This is a genomic window from Bacillus sp. 7_6_55CFAA_CT2 (assembly GCF_000238655.1).
Taxonomy (GTDB): domain Bacteria; phylum Bacillota; class Bacilli; order Bacillales; family Bacillaceae_G; genus Bacillus_A; species Bacillus_A cereus.
Genome location: NZ_JH414710.1, coordinates 801743 through 826595 on the forward strand (window position 1 = coordinate 801743; position 24853 = coordinate 826595).

The following is a 24853-nucleotide window of genomic DNA, read 5'->3' on the forward strand; positions in this document are numbered from 1 at the left end:
TTTTATTTTATATTGAAAAAACGCTATTCATCTCTTTAATTTTGTAAATATGCAAGAAATTTTTATAGTGTTTTTCTATCAATATTACTCATTTTTCGAGGTTGAAATTGGTATATACCAATTTTTGAGATTCGCTATTCATAATATTACAAAAAATGTTACAATACACTCAAATTTATACTATAAAATCATTTTAATATGAAAAATTGGAATGAAAAGAAAGGAGAGGAATATGAATAAAGATGTCGCTTTGAAATGATTATTATCATTTCATTAGGAGTTGATGTAAAAAGATGAAGAGATACGAGGAATTGGATTCTATAAGAGGGATTTCTTCATTAATAGTAATGATCGGTCATCATTTAATGATTTTTTCAGCATTTCAAAATTACAGCTATGAAGATAATAAACCATTTGTTGTGTATCTATTAAAAGAAACGCCTGCTCGTCTTATTTTTAGTAGTGGTAACGAATCTGTTATTATCTTTTTTGTTTTGAGCGGATTTGTTTTGTATGAATCTATTCAAAAAACCTATAGTAGCTATGGGTCATACCTTTTAAAACGTATATGCAGAATATATATTCCTTATATTGTGGCAATAATTATAGCTATTATATGCCAAGCTACAATTAGTGAATATGGTATTTCTTATTTAAGTGAATGGTTTAATCGCTCATGGACGATTGAAAGTTCTCCAAGCTTAATAGCGCAACATATTTTATTGGTTGGGAAATATAATACAGATGCATATAACGGTGTGATTTGGTCACTTGTCCATGAAATGCGAATATCAATAATTTTTCCGTTAATTTTGATGATTTGTTTACGAAAAACGTTAAGGTGTTCATTACTATTATTGTTTAGTTTTAGTATATGTTCTGTCGTAATATTATTTTTGTTTCGCTCGGGCTTAACATTAACAAGCTATGCATTAACGTTGCATTATACGGTGCTGTTTTTACTCGGAGCACTAGTTGCGAAGTATAAAAATAATTTAATAGTTTTTTATAGTAATTGTACTAAAAATACGAAAATTGCATGGTTTTTATTTGCGATTTTACTTTTTATGTATGAAGGACTTATTGGAGAAATTAAAGTACTCAATAATTTTATATTTCGAGACTACGTAGTGGCGATAAGTGCAAGTCTATTTGTCATATTAAGTTTGTCAATATCAACTTTGTCATCCTTGCTACGCAATAAATACTTGTTATATTTGGGGAAGATTTCTTACAGTCTTTATTTATACCATATTATATCGTTGTTTTCCCTTATATACATGCTCCATGAAATATTACCGTTGCCTATTATTTTAATTTTTTCACTTGTATTTTCGTTTATATTTGCAATACTTTCGTATATATATGTAGAAAAATTTGCATTCAGAGTCGGAAAGTATGTAACAAAACAAGTGGATAGAAAGAAGAGAGGGGTATCTGTAAAGAGTGACTTGCAGGATGTTATTCAGAAAAGGGCGGTGAAATAATTGAAGCAAGAAATGAGTATAAAAGATTTTCAACAATTATTGAAAAGAAGATTCGTAACGATTATTTTAACGATGTGTTGTTTAACCGCTTCTTTAGTTCTTATCTCTATGTATGTTTTAAAGCCGTCATATCAATATTCAACGCAAATTCTTGTTGGGAATTTAGATGAGTTTAATAAGGAAAATTCAACAAATAAAACACAAGAAAATAAGCAACTAGTAACATCGTATGTTGATATTTTAAAAAGCCCATTAATTATTTCAACAGTCAAAAAAACTTTGAAATTAGAGCAATCAAGTTATGAATTAGCACAAAAAATCTCGGTAGTGAATACGGACAACTCACAAATTGTAACTGTTACAGTAAAAGATTCCAATCCGAAAGTCGTGAAAGACATTGTAAAGACATTGGCAGAGCAATCACAAAAAAGTTTTCAACAGTACACAAATGTACAAGGTGTGAAAGTGTTGACGGATCCTGAGTTACAGGAACAGGCTGAAAAATTGTTTCCGAAATTTCAACTGATCATTCCTATTTCTTTAATTGTTAGTTTTTTTGTTGGGATAGGTTTAGCTGTATTTCGAGATTATTTTGATGAACGTATATACACGGAACAAGATTTAGAGAAAATAACAACAGTCTCTGTTATTGGTCACATAAATATGAAACCGAATAGAAAACAGAAATCTACAGAGGTTGATAAACAATCATCTATATATCGAGGTGAACATGTCGATGTTTAGGACAAAGAAACAGCTGCCATTCGATTTGCATGATGATCTGATGAAAGAGCAGTTTTATACGGTGCATCACGAGTTGAGAAAATCTGGAAAACAACTGTTCACAGTTAGTTCAACGAAGGACAGAGGTGTTGTTGCCTCGCTTATAGTAAATATGGGTCTAGTGTTTGCTGAAATGAAGAAAAAGGTGTTACTTATTGATGTGAATTTTTCTGACCCAAAATTACATGTATTATTACAAAGTGATCACATGATAACAGTAAACGATATAATAAGCTCTTCCCCCTGTAATTATGAATCTTTTTCTAGTAATTTGTCTAAATACTTATATTGTATTCCTGCAAAAAAAACAGTACACACAGGGACGCCCTTAGTTGCTATGGATGAATTTGATAATGCGATTGCTAAGTGGAAAGAAGATTTTGATTACATTTTCTTTTATTCTTCTGAAGTATTTGAGCTTCCTGCTACGCACATTATTGCAGGGAAATGCGATGGAGTGGTTTTAGCAGTTAAAAAGCGAAAAGATTCACTACGTACAGTGCAAAAAGTAATAGCGGATATAAATAGGAAAGAATGTGAAGTAATAGGTATAATTTTATATTCTTGAATGTGGGGGTAACGATCCATGATTCGTGAAACAAATCAAGCCAAGTTGTATACGATTCCGGCTCAAGAAAAGCCTAGCATATTGAATCGAAGTGTAAAACGCTTGTTTGATATTATATTTTCAATCATATTGTTACTATTAACAATACCAATTATGTTGTTCTTTTGTATTATGATTACTTTAGAAACATCAGGGGCTCCAATATATTTTCAAGAACGTTTAGGTATAAACGGGAAGAAGTTTAATGTATTTAAATTAAGGTCGATGGTAAAGGATGCTGAAATGAACGGACCACAATGGGCAACAGAACATGATCAAAGAATTACAAAAGTTGGATTGTTTATAAGAAAAACGAGAATTGATGAATTACCGCAACTTTTAAACATTTTAAGAGGAGATATGTCTTTTGTAGGCCCTAGACCAGAGAGAGAGTTTTTTTATAATGAGTTTGATGCGTATATTCCAGAATTTAAGGAACGTTTAATAGTAAAACCAGGATTAACAGGATGGGCACAAATAAATGGAGGGTATAATCTTGATCCAAAGGAAAAGTTGAGGCTGGACATGGAGTATATTGAAATGAAAACATTTCGGATGGACATCCGTATTTTATGTAAAACCGTTTTAATTGTATTGAACGGTAATGGTGCAAGATAAATATATATGTAAATAAACAACATATGTAAGTAGGTTACTTGCAAAGGAGAACTTGTATGGGTAGATCTATTCTAAACAATATTATCCATCTATTTTATAGTACGATTTTAGCTAACCTTCTTCAGGCCGTCAGTTTAATTGTTTTAGCAAACTTTTTTAACGCACAACATTATGGGATGTTTAGTGTTGCCATAGCAGTGACGTTTGTTATGTTATTCTTTACAGACTTAGGACTTAGTAATACGTTTCTTCGAGAAGGGGCAAAGGATGGAGCAGATTTAGAGCAGATTTTATCATCGTATATAAAAATAAGGATGATTCTACTTATTTTTATTTCTATCATCGGTTATATTGCTATTCATTATATGTATGCGGATAAAAATTTAATTTATATGATGATAAACGTAATGTTTTTCATGTTAATAGGATTAACTTGGCAAAACATAGGGATTGCCTATTTTCAACTGACGGAACGTATGAAGTATATAGCGCTCATAAAAGTTGTATCAGCATCAGTTGTCATTATAATTACATGTTTTTGTATTTTCGGAGAGTTACCGGTGTATGTAACGGCTCGCTTATATGCTTTTGGGTATATGATCGGCGGTTTATTCAGTATATATATCATGAGAAGAAAGACGAAAATGAATATGAAAGTCGTAATTCATAAAGCGTTATTTTGGCAATTAACTCCCTTTATTATAAGCGGTTTTTTAATAATGAGTACGCCACAATTAGCGCCTATCTTGCTTAACTATACATTGCCATTAAGTATAGTAGGTGTTTTTGCAGTGGCGTACCGGATGCCGGCAGCTTTATATCAAGTACCAGGGGTAATTGCAGGTGCATTTTTTCCAGTGCTTTTTAAGCATTATAACCAGAATAATATAGAAGAGCATACGAAATTAAATTTGCTTCAAATTAAATCAATGGCGATTGTAGGAATATGTATGACAATCGGTTTATATCATTTAGCACCATACTTTATTTCTATATTTTTTCATGAAGAATGGAGCGATGCAGTAGAACCACTCCAAATATTATCATTTCTTATTGTGCTACAAAGTTTAAATATTGCCATTGCTGACGGTTTAACGACGAGTGGATGTCAAAATAAGAGGACTGTTGTGCAGTGTGTAGCATTGGTGATAGGTGGGGTTATGCTTTATAGCTTTAGTAGTATTGGTGGAGTGATAGGAGCGGCATACGCTATGGTTTTATTTGAAATCGTCGCTTTAGTGGGATACATAGCGGTAAGTGTAGTGAAGAAAAAAATTGTATTCCAAATTGTAATACCGTATACAATTTATTTTGGTGTAACCTTTATTGGAGTGCAATATATATTGCATACATATCATTTAATTGCGCTTGTTCTTAATATATTAATCGTAGTAGCTGCCATATTCCTATATGATTATGAGCTGAAAAAAACTTCTTCTTTCTTTTATAAGAAAAATACGCAAAAAGGATTATATTACGAAACAGGGGATATAGCCTATGGAAAATAATATGAAAGTATCGATGGGATGGATTATTCTTCTAATATTATTTGTTATGTTAAGTAAATACAATTTATATATTGGATTTTCATTGAAGATATATATGATTTTTTTAGTCATATATTTTTGTTTAACAATTAAAAACTTTCATATTCAAAAGTTATATTTTCATGAAGTTGTATTTTTACTGTTTTATTTCATTTATTGTTTAAGTGGAATTCTTTCTATGTATTTAAATGCTAGTATTCGTATGATTTTTGGCGTGCTACTCGTTTTAGGATGCTATTTTATAATGAGGAATTTATTGGGGAATACTGAAATAGTGGTACTTGAATCATCTATTGCTTATGTAGGAGTAGTATTTAATGTTGTAAGTCTAATACTATATATAATTGGTTTACAATACTTTAGTTTATACGGTGGAGAAGAGAGAGAAATTTTTGCTGGGTTATTAGTGGATAGAGGATATCCACGATTAATTGGATTGCTAGATGATCCTAACATTTTTATTTTTTATAATACAATATTTTTTATGTACTATATGACGAATTTACAAAATATTACTAACATCTTAGGATTGATTTTATGTGTTACGACAAGTCTATTAACCTTTTCAAGGGGCGGTATATTAGCGCTTGTACTTGTCGTTTTTGTATATATATGTATGTCTAGTTTCGCCAAAAAAATAAAAATAATTATGAGTTTAGTATTGTTTAGTGTAGTTATTTTTAGTTTATCGAATAGTGTAATGGGGGGCCAATTAGATGATATATTAAATAAACGAATTTCTGATTTTTCCCATGATAATGGAAGTGGTAGATTTACATTATGGGAAGCTGCTTTTAAATATTATTTATCCAATCCATATATTGGAATCGGCGCTTTTAACTTTTCGAATTATTATGAGTATCAATTTAATGAAAAATTATATGTACACAATACATTTTTAGAAATTTTGTCTGAATCGGGTACAATTGGTTTTCTTCTATATAGCGCGTTTTTATTCATATTAATGTTCAAGCTAGCGCAGCATACTTTGTTTCGTGAAAAACCATATCTTCTATTGACTATGATTGCATTTTTATTTCAGATGATGTCATTGTCACTCATTATTAACGAAGCGTTCTTTTTATTTTTAGCAGTTGTTGTGAAGTATATTTCAATATATGAAGGAAGGGGAAAGATAGATGGTAAAATGTCTATCAGCACATAACGAGCCGCCTTATGTTTCTGTAATAACACCTTCTTATAATAGTATACGATTTATAGGTGAGACAATTTCATCTGTACAGAATCAATCGTATGAAAACTGGGAAATGATTATCGTTGATGACGGTTCAACCGACCAATCTGCCGCAAAAATTAAAGAGATAATAGAAGGAGACTCACGAATTAGGTTATTATCATTAAAAGAAAATGTTGGTGCTGCTAAAGCTCGGAATTTAGCGATCCAAGAGGCAAGAGGAAGGTACATTGCCTTTTTAGATAGTGATGATATATGGTTGCCACATAAATTGAAGACACAATTGTTATTTATGGAAGAAATGAATATAGCTTTTTCATATGCGTCGTATAGTTTAATTGATGAAAATGGTAATGAATTAAATCGTGAAGTGAGTGTACCAAAATCTGTTGACTATCATTATTTAGTAGGAAATACAATTATCGGGTGTTTAACAGTGATGATTGATCGTGAAAAAATTCCGTATGTCGAAATGCCTAGTATACAGCCGGAGGATACAGCGTTATGGCTGAACTTATTACATGAAGGGTATGAAGCAAAAGGGATACAGCAAGTGTTAGCAAAATATAGAATTGTTACAAATTCTGTTTCGAGAAATAAAATTAGAGCAGCTTTTCGGTATTGGAAATTGTTAAGGGAACAAGAACGACTGAATTCGGTGCAAATTTTTTACTATTTTAGTAAGTATGCTTATCATGCTTATAAAAAAAATAAAATCAATGTAGTTGGGAAGACGCAATTATGAATATACTGTTGATGACAGATAAATTGATAACTGGCGGAGCCGAAAGCTATTTCTGTAAATTGGAAAGTAATTTGCGTTATGATGATTTTAAGATTTATACAGCTGCAGGTGATGGAGAACTATATGAATCTCTTACTAGAAAAGAAAATTTTATATTACTTAGTCGATGGAATCATTTGAGAAATATTTATTATTTACGAAACGAAATTTGTAAACGAAAGATAGAACTTATTCATGCAAATAGTTTGCGAATGGTATTATATGCTTTTCTAATTCAAAAGTTTATTAAAAAAAAGATAAAAATTGTTTATACGAAACACAATGTAACGATATTAGAAAAGAAAATGCCAACGCTTTTTCGGTATTTCATGAATAAATATGTGAACAATATTATTACAGTAAGTGAGTTTGAAAAGAACAATTTAATTTCAATTCATGTAGCAGAAGAAAAAATAAATACAATTTATAACGGTGTCGATATTGAAAAGTTTTTATTCCAGCAGAAAAAGAAAGAATCTACATATAAAATAGGGATATTAGCTAGATTATCCAAAGAGAAAAACCATCAACTATTTGTCAAAATTGCAAATGTGTTGAAAAAGAGAAATGATTTTATGTTTTATATTGCTGGTGATGGACCAGAGAAAGAATCGATTATGAAAGAAATAGAAAAATATGGATTGCAGCAAAGGGTGAAGATGCTAGGGAATATTTCAGAGCCGCATGAGTTTATAGGGAATATGGACGCCTTACTTTTATTATCTTTTCGTGAAGTGTTTCCAATGGTAGTAATTGAAGCGATGGCTACAGGGACACCAATTGTTTCAATAGATGTTGGTGGAATACATGAAGCGGTAATAGATGGAGAGTCAGGTGTTTTGATATCTGAATATTGCGAATCTGAATTCGCAAGTGCGCTTGAGGAACTACAAGGGAATGAAGAAAAGGTAACTGCTATTAGATTGAAAGCACGAGAGAAAGCAATGAGATATTTTTCGTTAACTAAAATGATAGAGGAAACGAAAAATATATATGAATTAAACAAATGACCGAGTAGGTCGTTTGTTTTTTTATTATAGAAACTTTTAAGAGACAACTCACATATTATATGAAAAAGGTAATATGAGGAGTGAATTTATTTTGTCAGAATATATTTCATCCCAAGAAGATTGTGCGCCAGAAAGTAGCGTTCATATTGATTGTTTTGGCGCAGTTCCAAACTCGGGAAATGATAGCTCATTAGCAATTCAGCAAGCTATTGATTATTGTGTAGCGAATCGAATTTCGACGGTTAGAATTACAGGGATAAATACGTACAAAATTGTAAAGCCGATTGTTATTAAATCAAACGTAAGATTAGAGTTGGATCCTACCGTAACACTGCAAATTGATGGGGATTTTAATGCATTTGAGCTACAAAGTAACGCTTCGATAGTTGGTGGTACTCTTCAAGTTATAAATCCATTGTTTCAATCTGCTGTTATTTATGTTTCTGGTTCACAACAAATCGAAGTACCTAATCAATCTGTTATATCAAATATAAATATAATAAATACAACTCCATCGTATAAAGGAAAAGCTATACATTTTTATTGTCAAAAGGCATGGGATTTTATTAGTTTCTTTCAAGTTAAATTTATTCAAATTAAAAACTTTCAAACTGCAATACATTTGAAGACAGAATATATAAATGATATCAATACACCTTGCTGGATTAACGCCAATGTATTTCAATCTATATTTATTGATGGATGTGTGTATGGGATTGAAGTAGATGGAAATAGTGATTTGCCAAATGAAAGTTCAGGAAATACGTTTCATGATATTCAAGTGCAATGTAGACAACAAACGGAAAAAGTAATTCGTTGTTCAGGTGCGTATAATACATTTGATTGTATGATTTGGGATACGTACCGGATGAGTAGTGAACAAATTGTTATTGAATTTTCTTCCAATTCTCATCGTAACTACCTTTTTTCAAATCTGCTTTCGACAACTATTGTAGATAAAGGACAATACAATGTTTGTAAGTCTACTTATGAAGAATCCCTACGAATTCAGTTACCATTGACGTTAAATAGACCTCATTTAATAGGAAATCAAGATGATATTTTAGTAAATGCTCAGCAGAAATATAATGTTAAACAAGTAAGTGGGAAAGTACCGTATGGGGGAAATCTAGCCAATTGCTTTAATTTAATAGATGAGCAAAGTGTAAACTATATTGACGTTCCAGATAGTAACCCAGTTGTCATTGAACTTGATTTTACGAAAAAACCAATACAAATGTTAAATTGTTTTGGAATGTATTTTGGGTGGGGAGAGAGTCCAAAGAAAATTAAAATTGAATATGCATTAAGTGCAACTGGAAGTTGGGTTATCGCGTTGGATGTTCCATTAAATGTTGGCGATACAATTATATCGAATATGAAGGCGAGTCAGTTATATAAAGTTAGAATTACATTAAGTGGTTATTCTCAAGACCATAAGCGTTTTCGAATTAATCGTATCTTTGCAAGATCTTCTATGGAAAATGGGAATGCTTGGTTAGCGACAACTGGAGGAAGAATGTTTGGAGATATTGAAATAGAGGCAAGTAAAGGTATAATCATGAAGACTGCTAGTGGAGTGAAATGGAAAGTTACTATTAATGAAGCTGGCCAACTTATTACGACTAAAATAACTTGAGATGGTGTTTAATCGTATATCATTGGACGAGTTACAACGTAGTGGAATATAGGTAATGAAAAAGAGATTGTAATTTGGTTTCAACCAAACTACAATCTCTTTTTTGTTTCAATTACTTCCACCAAATCCAAGTCCAAAGGTAATTTCGTACATTTCGAGGAGTAATACGAATGAAGCGCTCACCGTCAAAGAAGCAATTTAAATTTGGAAGTGTTTCATCTGGATTTTCTGAAACAAAGGTGACGATGTTTTCGTTACTTGTAACGGTTACTGTAATTGGTGGGTCGGTAGGTGAGACTTGAAGTTGTAACGAAATATTGGCCGTATTTTTAAATTCATTATTAACAGGTGGACTTATTACTTGTACTGTGAATAACACGATAATTGTTTCGTTTGGTTCCAAATTAGTAGCGACTAGGAAACCGATATTCGGATTCGCTAGTGGAGAGCGTTCACCGTTAATAAAGACAGTGCCGTTTATAAATTGTAAACCTGCTGGAATAGTATCTTGTAATGAAATATTTGAGAGTGAAATTTTGGAAGTATTCGTAATGCGCACCGTGTAATCAAAATATTGATTTAAATAAGCAGAGCTGACGGAAGCATTTTTCGTGACTGTTGTAGTTATAAATTGAACTGGTATACGAACGATATTTGAATTAACAATGAAAGTAATAATTGGATCCTGTGGTGTCAATTGAAAGGCAGCGGTAACTGTTGCAGAATTTATAATTGTACTGTTTGAAGGAATAGAAGTTACGAGGACTTGAAATGTTATAGTTGCTACTGAATCTGCAGGTAAAGAGCCGATATTAATACCAGTGTCTGGACGAACATTTGGAACGGGAGTACCGTTAATTGTTACGCTGTTTTCTATAAATGTTGTACCAGCTGGAATTGTGTCTATAACAGAAGTGCTGATTGTCGGAATTGGGGAGTGATTAAATACCGCTAATGTGAATGTAATGATATCTCCTATAACGACAATAGATTTGTCAGCTGTTTTTTCAATACGAACCATTGGATCAATGACTGTCGTTGTAACGGTATTTGTTTGCTTTGTAATTGTAATAGGTGGTTTTGTTGGATCAATGATAACGGTATAGGAAACAGAAGCATCGTTATTAATTGTAGGTTGAAGAGTAGAAGAAGATATTGTCAATTGGAACGTAATAATGACAGAGTCATTAGGAGCAAGATTTCCTAACGTAATACCATTTTCAGGATTCTCATTAGGCTGATTGATTCCGTTAATCGTAACACTACCAGCAACAAAAGTCGTATCTATTGGTACGGTGTCTATGGCAAGAAGGTCTTCAATCGTTACATTACCGCTATTCGTAATCGTAATTGTATACGTTAAAGTTTGAGCAGGTAAGGCATTCGTTACATCAACAGATTTTATGGCAATGACATTATCATTTTGGACAGTAGTTGTGACGGTATTTGTTATAGTCGTATTTGTAACGGGTACGTTATTTGGATTGACTATATAGTTAAAAGTAGTAATTGCGTTGTTGTTTAGTTCATTTGGTGTTGGAATAGAAGTCACAGTTACTTGGAATGAAACGATAGCGTCTCCACCTACAATTATAGTACCAATTGGTATGCCACTTACTGGATTCGCTCCTGGAAGAGTTTCTCCGTTTACAATGACGCTATTTTCTATAAACGTAGTACCTTGAGGGATAATATCTTGAATGATTACATCATTTACTGCAACATTACCGGTTTGATTTAGTGTAATCGTATACGTTAACGTATCATCAACCGTTGCAAATGCAAGATCAACAGCTTTATTACTATTCAAATTCGCGTGATTAATTTCTGTTGCGGCAGCTGATGAAATAATAGTTTCGGTAATAGGTGGTCGATCTGGTACCGTGTATTCATATTCAATTGTACTCGTGTTAGAGATTGGATTTGTTTGTGGAATCGAAGTAACCCGTACTTGGAATAGAATAGTTGCTGTCGTATTAGGCGGAATGTTATCAATTTGTATACCGTTAAGAGGGTTGTCATTTGGCCGAGCGTTGCCGTTCACGATAACACTATTCTCTATAAAGCTCGTATTTGCTGGGATGATATCTGTAACAATAATGTTTTCGACTTGTATATTTCCGTTATTTATGATGGAAATTGTATAAGGGATGATAGTTTGTAAGTCAGCATATTGGATAGGCGTTGTTTTTGTCGCAATTACATTAGCAGAAATAACTTCAGTGAAGGTAATATTGCTAGTCGATATTTGTTCTTCCACGTTTATTGTATAACGAGAAGTTGATTGATTTTGAACATGGCCGCTAGCAGGAAGAGCTACGACGGTAACAGAAAATGTGACTGGGATAGAAATATTAGGAGCAATCGTTCCTACAAGTATACCTACACTTGGGTTGGCGTTAAGCTGAGGAATGTTATTTACTAAAACGCTACCGTCAATAAAGGTTGTTCCATCAGGTATATTGTCTGTAAATACAACAGTAGTGGCATCCGTATTCCCTGTATTCGTTAAAGTTGTTGTATAAGTTAAAATGTCACCAATTGTTACAGAGGTCAAATCAACAGTTTTAAGTGAAATGATATCAGCATCATTAATTTGAACGAAAGTAGTATTGGAAGTAGTAGATTTTTGAATTGGCGCAAAGTCAGGATTGAAAATAAAGTCGTAAACGATGTTTGCAGTATTAGGTGTTGGATTTACAGCAGGTAAATTCGTAACGGAAACTTGGAATGTTATTGTAGCCATTTGACCTGCTGCGACATTAGGAATGGAAAAGCCGATATTCGGATCTGCTGCAGGAAGTACAGTATTGTTAACTATTACACTTCCTGGAATAAATACTGTTCCATCCGCTATAGTATCTGTAAAAAAGATGGAGTTAGTTGTAGTCGATCCATTATTTTGAATGAATACTGTATATTCAATGGTTTCATCAATGTTAGCTAATACAGTATTAGCGGATTTTGTAGCAATAAGAATAGCATCAATAAATTGTATATTTGTACTATTGGAAGAGGTTGTTTCTGAAATTGGTGGTCCGCTTGGGTCTGGTCGATACTCATAGTGAATGACGGCGATATTATTAATGTTATTTTGTGGCGGTATAGAGACTACGCTTACTTGGAACGTAACAATAATCGTATTATTTGGAAGAATTATATCAAGATTGATACCGGTAATTGGATTTTCGTTAAGTCTTGGTACGCCATCTACAAGAATGCTATTTGGAACGAATGTGGTGCCAGAAGCAATTGCGTCAAGTAGGAGAGTATTTGTAATAGGTATTGTACCGGCGTTTGTAACTGCGACTGTATATGTGATGATTTGACCGATACGTGTAATGGATCTGTTAGCGGATTTAATTGCACTAACATTTGCCGTTCGCACTTCAGTATTTACTGCATTTGATAACGATCTACGCTGAATAATTGGAGAACTAGGGTCAATTTGGTATTCGTACGAAGTGTCTGAAATATTAATGACTGTATTGCCCTCTGGTATATTTGTAAGTTGTACTTGGAATGAAATAGTGACTGTTTCATTTGGTTGTATCGTGCCGAGAGTTACTCCGTTTTCAGGATTAGCGCCAGGCTGAGTTACATTATTTATTGCTAAGCTATCCTCAATGAATATAGTACCTTCTGGAATGTTATCAATGAACACGGTATTGTTAGCCGGAACGGTTCCTATATTTTGTAGTGTATTTGTGTAGGTAATAATTTGCCCGATTGATATGAAATTTACATCCGCGCTTTTAACAGAAATAATATTTGCATTTTGAAGTGATGTTGTAACAATGTTAGAATTTGCAGAGCGATTTACTGGTGGGGCTGTAGGAATACTTACATATTGGTAAGTTGCTGAAGATTGATTTGCAATTTCGGTTTCAGTAGGTGGATTATTTGTTTGCACTTGAAATAGTATCGTTTTGGAACTGTTTGCTGGAATTGTTCCAATCGGTATTCCGTTTTCAGGATTTACACCTGGCTGAAGGACACCATTAATTGTGACACTATCGGGAACGAATGTAGTCCCAGCTGGAATAAAATCTGTGAAATTAATATTTATTGCGTCAACATTACCGATATTTTTCACTTCAGAAATATAAAGTATAGTTCCGCCAATATCTACAGTTGTTGGATTGGATGTTTTAGTAATTGTCAATTGTGCTTGCACGAAATTTGTAATGACGATATTACTAGTAGATGTTTCAGTAATAGGCGGTTGCCCTGGGTCTGGTTGGATTGTATATGTTGTATTGGATTGATTTGTAATCGATTCTTGCGAGAATGAATCGTTAATAAGAATTTGGAACGAAATAAGATGAGTAGCGTTTGCTGCTAGGGTAGGTAAAGTAACACCTACATTTGGATTAGCACCAAGTATAGTTGTTCCGTTAAGTGTAAAACTATTTTCTACGAATGTAGTATTTTGGGAGATAGTATCTGAAAATATGAGATTAGTAGCTGGAATATTTCCGGTATTTTCTAGTGTTATTGTGTAAGTCAAAATATCACCTGTTGTTGCTTGAGGTGCATTGACTGCTTTTAAAGAAAGGATAGTCGCATCCGAAATTTGTGTGAAAGCAGGATTAGACGTAATTGTTCGAGAGATGATAGGAGCAGTTGGATCGGCGATAAAAGTATAGTCAATACGGGCTGTATTCGAAATTGGGTTCACGCTTGGTATAGATTGAACGATAACCTGGAATGTTACAGTGACGATTTCTGACGGTGTGATGGAGTTTAATGGTATTCCTACGTTAGGATCGGCACCTGGAACAGAAACACCATTAATGGTAACGCTATTCGGAATAAATGCAGTTCCTTCTGGGACCAAATCTGTTAAAGTAACTGTATTTGCAGTAGTATTTCCGTTATTTTGAACGACTACTGTGTAAGTGATTGTACCGTCAGTAGATTGTACGAGAGAATCTGTACTTTTAATTACGGATAACGATGCATCAACAACAGCTGTATTAACCGTATTAGACGAGGATGTTGCTGTAACAGGAGGTTGACTTGGATCGACAATATACGTGTAACTTGTAAGTGCTTGATTTATAATCGCTCCTTGCGGTGGAATAGAACTTGCAAGAAATTGGAACGTAATAGTAGCGGAATCACCTGGTGCGATAATACCAACTGGAATACCAAGAGTTGGACTTGCATCTGGAAGTGAAATCCCGTTGAGGGTAACACTATTTGGAACAAATAATGCTCCTTCAGGAACTCCGTTAATGAGTAATACAGAGTTTGCAGGGAAGTTTCCAGTATTCGTTAATGTTGCTGTATACGTAATTATATCCCCGATAGATACAATTGAACGATTTGCTTGTAAAACAGTTGTAACAGTTGCGTTATTAATTTGTGTTGAAGCGCTATTAGAATTTATCGTACCTGTAACAGGAGGAGAGGCTGGATCAACGATGAATACGTATTGAATAGATGCTACGTTTGTAATCGGATTTGAAGGTGGAGTAGATGTAACTATGACTTGGAAAGTAACGGTTAAGGAACTACCTGCGCTAACTGTTCCGATATTCACTCCGTTATTTGGATTTGCGCCTGGAATGGTACTTCCATTTACAGCAAAACTATTTTCAACAAAGGTCGTTCCTGCTGGAATTAGGTCTGAGAAATTTACATTCGTAGCGTTTGTATTGCCGTTATTTTGGATCGAAACTGTATAAGTGATCGTATCTCCAATATTTGCAAAGGCTGTATTAGCAGTTTTTACAGCTGAAAGTATTGCTGTATTAATAGAAGTAACGAAGACATTCGTTTCCACATTGCCAGGCTGAGCCAGTAATGCATTGCCTACGTTATATTGGAAGTTAACAAAACCTAAGTTTTGGAGTTCAGGTGTGAACGTTGTAGGATTACTTACAATTTGTATTTGGAATATGATTGTAACAGTTTGATTTGGATTGATTGTATTTATGCCAACACCGTTAATAATCGAAGCGGATGGTAATGGAGTGCCATCAACAATAACTGATCCTGCAACAAATTGTGTCCACGATGGTAAAGGGTCTGAGAATATAGCGTTGTTAGCAGGAATATTGCCTGTGTTCGTAATAGTCGTTGTATACGTAATCGTATCACCAATCGTTGCAAAAGTTTTATCTCCTATTTTAATCGTATTTAAAATCGCACTTTCAATTTTTGTTGTAACGTTGTTAGAAGTAATATTTTTTGAAACTGGAGGATTAGCTGGATTAACAATATGTTGAAAGCTAACGCTAGCTTGATTAGTAATTGGATTTATAGGCGGAATTTCATTGGCGATAATGTGAAATGCTACGATGACAGATTCGTTTGGCGCGATATCACCGATTGGAACGCCTGTAATGATGTCTGCATTTGGGATGGTAGTTCCGTTCAGTGTAAAGCTATTCGGTTCAAAGGAAGTTCCGTCTGGAATAAGATCGGTAAAAATAACATTCGTTGCACTAACATTTCCGCCATTTGTAATTGTAACGGTGTAGGTAATATCCTGCCCGATATCTACCGTTGATACATTTGAATTTTTTTGTGCAGTAAGGATAGCGCTATTAATTTGTGTTGTCGTTGTATTAGATTGATTGGAAGTTGTAATAGGTGGCTGGCTAGGGTCAACGACATAATGATATGTGGTAGAAGCAGAATTAGAAATAGGATTAAGTGTTGGAAGTGTAATAACAGTTGCTTGGAATGTAACGATTGCCGTATTACCACCATTAATGGAACCAATATTTACCCCCGTTGATAAATCAGCGTTTAGAATGGTTTGCCCATTAACTGTGAAACTATTTGGAACGAAACTTAAATTGCTATTAAGAATATCGATAATAGTTACATCAGTTGCGGTCACATTCCCGGTATTAGGGAGGTTAAGTGTAAATGTTATTGTATTACCAATGTCCGCAAAAGTAAGATTAGCTGTTTTTGTGGTAATAATAGTTGCGTTGTTTATTTGAAGAAGTGTAGTGTTGGAAGTAGCTGCACTCGATGCTGGCGGATTACTTGGATTAACAGTAAACTCATACGTGGTTGATGCTGTATTTGGTGCAGGGTTACTAAGAGGAATGCTGTTCACTGTAACTTGAAAGACGATACTATATATTTCATTTGGTGGAAGTGTTGCAAGCAATACACCTGTATTTGGATCCGCGTTAGGTTGTAAAACGCCATCGACAGTTAATGTGTTAGGAACAAATGTGAGTCCACTTGGTAATGCATCTGTGAATACAATATTAGTTGCATCGGTATTGCCTACATTGGTAATAGAAGTAGTATAAAAAGCAGTTTGCCCGAGATCTGCAAAGGATACACTTTCATTTTTCGTCATAGATAATATGGCTTCTTTAATCTGTGTTGAAACAGGATTACTAATTGAAGTTTCTGAGTCAGGTGGTGAGACTAATTGATACGATGTTGATGAGAAATTTACAATTGGGTTTTCGGTTGGTAATGATGTAACAGTAACTTGGAACGAAACTGTTACTGTAGTCCCGGCTGTTATTGTCCCGATATTCACACCGTTCGATGGATCCGCCCCACTTTGAGGAACTCCATTAATAGAAAATGTGTTTGCAATAAATGTAGTTCCACTTGGCACGGTATCTGTGAATATAACATTTTGTGCGGATGAGTTTCCATTGTTTGTTAAAGCAATAGTATAAGTGAGTGTGTCCCCAATACGACTAAAGGATTTATCGACTTGTTTTAATGAAAGAATGTTAGCTGTATTAATCGTAGTAAATACTGTGTTTGAAGTAACGTTTCTTGAAACAATAGGTGCATTGGGATCAGCGATAAATGTGTAAGAAGCAGTAGCGGAATTGGCAATAGGATTTTGAACAGGAGTAGAAGTAGCGGTCACTTGAAATGCTATAGATGTTGAGCTGTTAGGAGCAATTGCTCCAATTGTTATGCCTGTATTAGGATTAAGACCGATTTGCGTGATGCCATCTATTGTAACACTGTCAGTAATAAATGTTGTACCATTTGGTATAAGATCAGTGAAAGTAATATTCGTTGCATTTGTATTACCGTTATTCGTTAAAATTGTCGTATAGGTAATGGTATCGCCTAGTGTTACAAGGGTTTGATCGACCGATTTTACCATCGTTATCATAGCATCTAATACAGGGTTTGTAACAATATTCGTTGAAGTAGAAGTAGTAGCAGGAGTTCCGTTTGGATCAACAGTATAAGAATATAAAATTGTGTCATTACCCATAATTGAACTTGAAGAGGGAACAGAAATAACATTTACTTGGAAAGTAACAGTTACTGTTTCACCAGGAGCGATATTTGGTATATTTACTCCGAGTGCTGGCTGTGCACCAAGCTGTTGGATACCATTTATTGTGACGGAATCTGGTATAAAAGTAGTACTAGGAGGAATTGCACTTGTAAAAGTTATATTTGTAGCTGGTGTATTTCCTGTATTTGTAATAGTTGTTGTATACGTAAGTGTATCCCCGACGGAAATAATAGATTTATCCACACTTTTTTTGGTTGTTAATATCGCACTGTTAATAGTTGTCGAAACCGTATTAGATACATTCGTTTGCGATACGGCAGGTTGGCTAGGATCGACTACATGTGCAAATTGTACAGAGCTAGAATTAGAAATTGGATTTATACTTGGAATGTTTGTAACAAGTACGTTGAGAGTAATAACGGCCGTTCCATTTGGGTTTATATTTCCAATCTGAATCCCCTTAGCTGGATTTCCGATTTGCTGTGTACCAGAATCGTTTGTAAGAGTGCCAGATATGAATGTCGTTCCGTCAGGTAAAATATCTGTGAAAATTATATTTTGTGAAGTGACATTTCCAGGGTTACTTAATGTAATTGTATAAGAAATTGTATCACCAATCGTTGCGAAAGTTTTATCTACAGATTTGATTGCCACAATTTCTCCGGAATTTATTTGTGTCGAAACCGGATTGGATGTCGTACTTCTTGAAACGAGTGGTAAATTAGGTCCTGTAATAAACTGATAGTCAATGGAGGCACCATTTACAACCGGTGAGTTTGGTCCACCAGGTCCAATTGTGAAAATTGGATTTGGAATGCTAACTACTTGCACGCGGAAGGTGACATTTGTAAAATCTCCTGCAATAATATCCCCAATTGGTATCCCATTCGCCGGATTTACCCCAGGCAATAAAACCCCGCCTACTCGAACACTATCTTCTATAAATATCGTATTGTTTGGAATCGGATCTGTAAAAATGATATTCGTAGCAGTTACGTTTCCTATATTATCCAATAAAACAGTATACGTTAAAAATGAATTTCCAGGTGCTACGTCAGAAAATAGTCGATCCACACTTTTCGTTGCTTGAATAATTGCTTCATTAATTTGAACTAAAGTTGGATTACTTGTAGCTGTTTTTGTCACAGGCGGCTGGGTAGGATCAACAATGATCAAGTATGTTGTGCTAGATTGGTTCAAAGTTGGATTGGTAGCTGGTATTGAGCCAACGATAGCTTGAAAGCTAATTGTTGTCGTTCCTCCAACTGGAATTGAGTCTAAAGAGATCCCGCTATCTGGTCTAAATCCAAGTTGTGGGATGGTATTAATTTGTACGCTATCAGGAACGAATGAAAGTTCAGGTGGTAATATATCGATAAAAACAGGTGTGTTTGCGGTAGTATTTCCGCTATTGGTGAGGGTAGTTGTATACGTAATTGTATCTCCAACAGCAGCAAAAACACTGCTTGCAGTTTTTGTTGCGATAACAGAAGCAGTATTTACTTGTGTAAAAGTTTTATTAGATTGAACTGTTCGTGAAACTGGCGGTTCATTTATATCTACAATAAAGCTATATTGAAGCGATGATTTGTTCGGGATTGGATTCGGGTTTGGAAGTGTTGTAATGTTTACTTGAAAACTGAGTGTAGCAGATGCATTTGAATTCAAGTTACCAATATTGATACCGTTTTGTGGATTTGCATTCGGAACGGTTACACCATTTATCTTAAAGCTATTTGGGATAAAGGTAGTACCGTTTGGAATTGTATCAGTAAAAATAATGTTGTTCGCAATAGTATTTCCGGTGTTTGTAATAGATGAAGTGAATGTAATTGTATCACCAATTGTAGCGAAAGTTGTACTAGCGCTTTTATTTATTACTAAAGTAGCGTCAATAATTGGTGTAACTGTTGTATTTGTTACGGTGCTACCAACAGCAGGAGATTGGTTTGGATTCACGGTATATTCATAATTTACAAGAGCATTATTTGTTAATGTGCCACTAGGTGGTATCGCTAAAATTTGTGCTTGAAAAGTAATGAATACAGTATCTCCTGGCGAAATATCTGCCAAGTGAACACCAAGTGAAGGATCTAATCCTGGTTGTGGAACATTATTGATAGTTACGGAGTTTTGGATAAATGAAGCTCCTGCGCCAAGCCCATCTGTTAAAACAGTTGCACTAGCAGGGATATTACCTGTATTTGTTACTGCAATCGTATAGGTAACGATATCGCCAATTGCAGCTGTCGGTGTATTCACTGACTTAGTAGCGACAATAGTAGCGTTATTAATTTGAGTTGTTATTACGTTACTTAACGTATTGGCCGATGCTGGAGGTAAGTTAGGATCTACGACGTACTGGTACGTTGTATTGGTTTGGTTCGGGATTGGATTTGGATTCGGGATAGAATTTACTTGTACTTGGAACGAGATGATCGTATTTGCATTCGGATTTATTGGATCAATGGCAATTCCACTTGCTGGATTTACATTAGGCAGTGTATTCCCGTTTACAGTAACACTATTAGGAATAAACGATGTCCCATTTGGAATTACATCTGTAAATATTACATTTGATGCAAGTGTGTTCCCGTTATTCGTTAAAGTAGTCGTGTACGTAATAATATCATTTACGTTAGCAAACTGTTTATCTGCCGATTTCGTAGCGGCAATTGAGGCGTTATTAATAGTTGTCTGTACAGTGTTAGAAGCAACCATCTGCATTACAGCTGGTTTGGATGGATCATACGTATATTGGAATGTTGTGCCTGATTGATTTGTAATTGGGTTTACAGCAGGGATAGTTGGTACAAAAACTTGGAATGCAACAGTGCGTGATGAATTCGCTCCTATCGTACCAATCGAAATGCCGTTAGCAGGATTTGCATTAGCTATAGGGACATTATTAATCGTTACAGTATTAGGAATGAAGAGGGTACCCGCTGGAATGATATCTGTAAATGTTACATTAGCAGCAGGGATATTCCCGTTATTCGTTAAAATAGTCGCATATAGTATGACATCACCGACATCAGCGAAGTTTGTGCTCGTTAGTTTTGTAGCAACGATATTAGCAGTATTAATTTGTGTAGTTACTATATTGCTAGCAGTGTTTCTAACAAGAGCAGGTAAGTTTGGATCAGCGATAAAGCTATATTGAAGTGCAGCGCTGTTTTGAATTGGGTTTGGTGAAGGTAGCCCATTTGCACTTATTTGAAATACAATCGTTGTAAAACCACCCGAAGGAATGGAGCCCACTTGAAGACCGGCACTAGGGTCTGCACCTAGTTGTAAAGCACCACCTATAAAAATACTATTTGGAACGATAGTGGTGCCATTAGGGATTATATCGGTAACAATAACATTATTTGCTGTAGTATTGCCAAGATTAGCTAAAGAAATTGTATATGTGATTGGTTGCCCGACGTCGGCGATAGTTAAATCTACTTCTTTGACAATAACTACATTTGCTAAATTAATTTGTGTACTTACAGTGTTACTTACAGATGTTTCTATAGTTGGTGGATCGCCCGGATTTAAAATAAAGCTATACTGTGTACTAGATGAATTTAATGTTGGATTTTGTGTTGGTAAAGAGGTGACGGTTACTTGATAAGAGACGGTAAGTGAACCGTTAGCAGCAATGGAAGGTAGCGGAACACCTATATTTGGATCTGCGTTATTTTGAAGTACACCATTAATAAGAAAAGTGTTTGGAATAAAGGTAGTACCGTCTGGATTCGTATCTACGAAAGTAGGGCTATCAGCAGAAACACTTCCTGCATTCGTCAAAGTAACAGTATAAGTTAATATATCCCCTACGGTAGCGAACTCTCGATCCACTGTTTTGGCTGAAATGACATTTGCATCGTTTACTTGAGTAAATGTAGTGGTTGAAGTAGTGTTCTTACTTACAGGTGAAGTGTTTGGATCAACGATAAAGTTATAGGAAATGGAAGCGCTATTTGAAATAGGGTTTGGATTTGGAATGTTAGTTATTACTACTTGGAATGAAGCTATAATTGTAGTATTAGCATTGATGCTACCAATATTGATGCTAGCTGGTGTAACGCCTGGCTGAGTAACACCGTTAACTATAACGCTGTTTGGGACAAAGGCGGTTCCATTCGCAATTGAATCAGATAGTAATACATTGTTCGCTGCAACATTTCCATCATTAGTGAGAGAAAAGGTGTAAGTTAATACATCACCAACTTCCGCAAACGTTTTATCTACAGATTTATTAGCATGGAGATTTGCTAGTCTAATTGTTGATGTAACAGAATTAGAATTTGCTGTTTTTGAAGTCGGTGGCAGACTTGGATTTACAGTATATAGATAAGAAGCAAAGGCATTATTAATGATAGGGTTTTGGGCGGTAATATTGATGAGTGTTACTTGGAAAGAGAGGGTAAAAGTAGCCCCGCCAGGAATTGTGCCGATAGGTAATGCAACGAGAGAATCTACATTTTGCAAAACTCCGTTTAGTGTTACAGTACCAGGATTTAATATCGTTCCATTTGGAAGTGGATCTGTTAGTTGTACGTTATTAGCGGCTGTATTTCCGCTGTTTGTAATAAGGATTGTATAACTTATCGTTTCGCCAATTGTAGCAAATTGTTTATTAGTGGATTTTGTTAATGTTACATTCGCATTGTTAATTTGAGTGGAAACGAGATTAGAAGAAATGTTTTTCGTAACAGGTGATTGGCTAGGATTGACGGTATATTGATAAGAAGCGCTTGATCCGTTAGATACGACATTTGACGCGGGTATTGTATTTACTACTACTTGAAATGTAATATTTTTTGTTGTGCCTGTTGGGATGGATCCAATATTCACGCCGTTAGCGGGATTTGCGCCCACTTGTGTCGTGCCATCTATTGTTAAACTGTTTAGAACGAAAGTTGTTCCAGTAGGGATGACATCTGTAAAAATAACGTTATTTGCATTGGTATTACCTATACCTGTAAAGGAAACGGTGTACGTTAGTGTGTCACCAATATCTGCAAAATTTTTATCTACTGCTTTCGTCATTGTTACAGTAGCATTATTCACTTGAGTGGAGACAATATTTGTCGTATCAGTCCCACTTACTGCTGGTTGATTAGGTACAGGAATGTATTGATATGTTGTTGTTCCACTATTTAATATTGGGTTTGTTTGAGGGATAGAAGGAACGAGCACTTGGAATGAAACAGTAGTAGTGGAATTTGCTGCAATCGAACCAATTGGTATACCATTAGCGGGATTTGCTCCAGCTTGAGTAACTCCGTTAACAGTTACACTCCCTGGAATGAAAGTAGTTCCGCTAGGAATCGGATCCGTATATATAACGTTCGTTGCAGCGATATTTCCTATATTAGCTAAGGCAATACTGTAAGTTAATGTTTCACCAATATCGGTAAAAAGTTTGTTAACTGATTTTGTTCCATTAATATCTGCCAGATTAATTTGTGTTCCAGCAGAATTGCTTGTTGCAAGGCCGTTAAAGGTTGTTCCTCCAGCGATTGGTGTATATTGAAATGTAATATTAGCAGTGTTAGAGATAGGATTTTGACTTGGAAGAGAAACGACGGTAGCTTGGAAAGTTACTGTACGAGAAGCACCATTATTGATTGTTCCAAGAGATATACCAGCCGCAGGATTAGCATTTGTTTGTGGTACGTTATCTACTGTTACAGTGCCGGGTATAAAAGAAGTACCGTTAGGGAGACTATCTATAAAAATAGCGTTATTGGCAGGAAGAAGCCCGGTATTAGGGATCGTAACTGTATAAGTGAGAATATCTCCAATTGCAGCAACACTTTTATTCACGCTTTTCGTTGCTTGTATAGTAGGTGAATTTATGTTGATTTGTAAACCGACTGTATTTAACATATACGCATCTCCGTTAGTAGTTAAACGGATTGCGGCGGACACTTGTGAGTTTGTTAAATAAGGAGAAATATCAATAGAAGTAATATCCCAGCCCTGTCTTCCTGCTGAGATGTTTGTGCCTGTAGAAGCACTTTGATTTCGCGTTCCAAATGTCCCAGTTGTATCTAAGTTTCCAGCGGCATTATTAATTTGAGAACCGAAGAAGTTATTTACAGCATTATTTGGCCCAGATAAGGCATTTAATGAACTGAAATTTGGCCCAAATAAAGCTTGATCCCCGATTAAATCTGCATCTCCTTCAGTGGAGCTTAAAAATAATCTCCCGCTTACTGGTCCTCCTGAAGGTGTTAAAAATCCTGAAACAGCTACATCTGCACTACCAGTATCAGCAGAAACACGGTTACCAGCTACGTAAATAGTTAAATTTCTTGCAGGTAATGTCCCGTTTTGATAAGCGACAATGAGTGTCCATCCGGCCGAGTTAATGGATCCATTTGAAGCATCTAAAGGATCAACAAGTCCAGGGACAGCTCCTGTAGTATAAGAACCAGAACCGCCAGCTTGAATAAGAGTTGTTACGTCTGCTGAACGAGTATAAAAGCCAAATGTAATAGAGTTTGAAACGAACGTTTGATTTGAAGCTGTAACAGCTGAAGGAGTAATTGAGTATGTTGAAACGGGTGTTGTAAATGAAACGGGATTACCTAGAACACTCGTAATGTTTTGATCACGAGATAAATAGTTTCCTCCCCAAACGAGTTCTGCGTAAAGAATAGTGCTACCAGCAGGGATATTTAAAATAGCGGTAGAACTATTTTGTGTATAGGTTAACGTTGTACCTGCGGGAAAAGTAGGTACTTGTAAAGCGGTATTCGTAGTTATAAACGCACCAATTGCCCCGATTGTACCAGCACGGTTTTGATTACTAATTTTACTTAATCCTAAAGTATTACCTGTAATAGCGAGTGCGCCGTTAGTGGTGGTAGAAAATCGATTCGTAATGGGCATGTTGTCACCTCATTTCCAATATAGTCTTGGTCAAAATA

Annotated in this window: 9 protein-coding genes and 1 pseudogene; 9 read left to right on the forward strand and 1 reads right to left on the reverse strand. The window is 35.0% G+C overall.

The annotated features are described in order from the left end of the window. The first annotated feature begins 293 nt into the window (after nt 1–293). From HMPREF1014_RS19855 to HMPREF1014_RS19895, 9 genes and pseudogenes are all read left to right on the forward strand, one after another. Nucleotides 294–1487 (forward strand): acyltransferase family protein, encoded by a 1194-nt coding sequence (locus HMPREF1014_RS19855; protein ID WP_000833040.1) that lies wholly within the window; start codon nt 294–296, stop codon nt 1485–1487. Beyond that, nucleotides 1488–2231, forward strand: a complete 744-nt coding sequence (locus HMPREF1014_RS19860; RefSeq protein ID WP_000807059.1) for a YveK family protein — start codon at nt 1488–1490, stop codon at nt 2229–2231. After that, nucleotides 2218–2838, forward strand: coding sequence for a CpsD/CapB family tyrosine-protein kinase (locus HMPREF1014_RS19865; RefSeq protein ID WP_009327313.1), 621 nt, complete (start codon nt 2218–2220; stop codon nt 2836–2838). Before HMPREF1014_RS19860 ends, HMPREF1014_RS19865 begins: the two co-directional genes overlap by 14 nt. Before the next feature lie 18 nt (nt 2839–2856). Further along, on the forward strand, nt 2857–3495 hold the full coding sequence (locus HMPREF1014_RS19870) for a sugar transferase (protein ID WP_000617652.1): 639 nt from the start codon (nt 2857–2859) through the stop codon (nt 3493–3495). 56 nt (nt 3496–3551) lie between these two features. Next, nucleotides 3552–4989, forward strand: a pseudogene (locus HMPREF1014_RS19875) (oligosaccharide flippase family protein). 3 nt (nt 4990–4992) lie between these two features. Then, entirely contained in the window at nt 4993–6207 is a 1215-nt protein-coding gene (locus HMPREF1014_RS19880; RefSeq protein WP_000429880.1) for an O-antigen ligase family protein, read from the forward strand. Next, entirely contained in the window at nt 6182–6982 is an 801-nt protein-coding gene (locus HMPREF1014_RS19885; protein WP_000237686.1) for a glycosyltransferase family 2 protein, read from the forward strand. The genes HMPREF1014_RS19880 and HMPREF1014_RS19885 overlap by 26 nt, the downstream gene beginning before the upstream one ends. Further along, the gene (locus HMPREF1014_RS19890; protein WP_001023698.1) at nt 6979–8031 is read left to right on the forward strand and encodes a glycosyltransferase family 4 protein; all 1053 of its coding nucleotides are present in this window, start codon (nt 6979–6981) and stop codon (nt 8029–8031) included. The genes HMPREF1014_RS19885 and HMPREF1014_RS19890 overlap by 4 nt, the downstream gene beginning before the upstream one ends. Before the next feature lie 91 nt (nt 8032–8122). After that, nucleotides 8123–9670, forward strand: a complete 1548-nt coding sequence (locus HMPREF1014_RS19895; protein ID WP_000006053.1) for a glycoside hydrolase family protein — start codon at nt 8123–8125, stop codon at nt 9668–9670. A 112-nt stretch (nt 9671–9782) separates the two neighbouring features. Here HMPREF1014_RS19895 and HMPREF1014_RS19900 read toward each other — a convergent pair whose 3' ends face one another. Next, nucleotides 9783–24815, reverse strand: coding sequence for a DUF11 domain-containing protein (locus tag HMPREF1014_RS19900; protein ID WP_001123115.1), 15033 nt, complete (start codon nt 24813–24815; stop codon nt 9783–9785). Nucleotides 24816–24853: the final 38 nt, after the last annotated feature.

Coding starts and splice junctions, on each gene's coding strand:
- HMPREF1014_RS19900 (WP_001123115.1), bottom strand. CDS start 24,815: ATGCCCATTACGAATCGATTTTCTACCACCACTAACGGCGCACTCGCT.
- HMPREF1014_RS19855 (WP_000833040.1), top strand. CDS start 294: ATGAAGAGATACGAGGAATTGGATTCTATAAGAGGGATTTCTTCATTA.
- HMPREF1014_RS19880 (WP_000429880.1), top strand. CDS start 4,993: ATGGAAAATAATATGAAAGTATCGATGGGATGGATTATTCTTCTAATA.
- HMPREF1014_RS19870 (WP_000617652.1), top strand. CDS start 2,857: ATGATTCGTGAAACAAATCAAGCCAAGTTGTATACGATTCCGGCTCAA.
- HMPREF1014_RS19865 (WP_009327313.1), top strand. CDS start 2,218: ATGTCGATGTTTAGGACAAAGAAACAGCTGCCATTCGATTTGCATGAT.
- HMPREF1014_RS19890 (WP_001023698.1), top strand. CDS start 6,979: ATGAATATACTGTTGATGACAGATAAATTGATAACTGGCGGAGCCGAA.
- HMPREF1014_RS19885 (WP_000237686.1), top strand. CDS start 6,182: ATGGTAAAATGTCTATCAGCACATAACGAGCCGCCTTATGTTTCTGTA.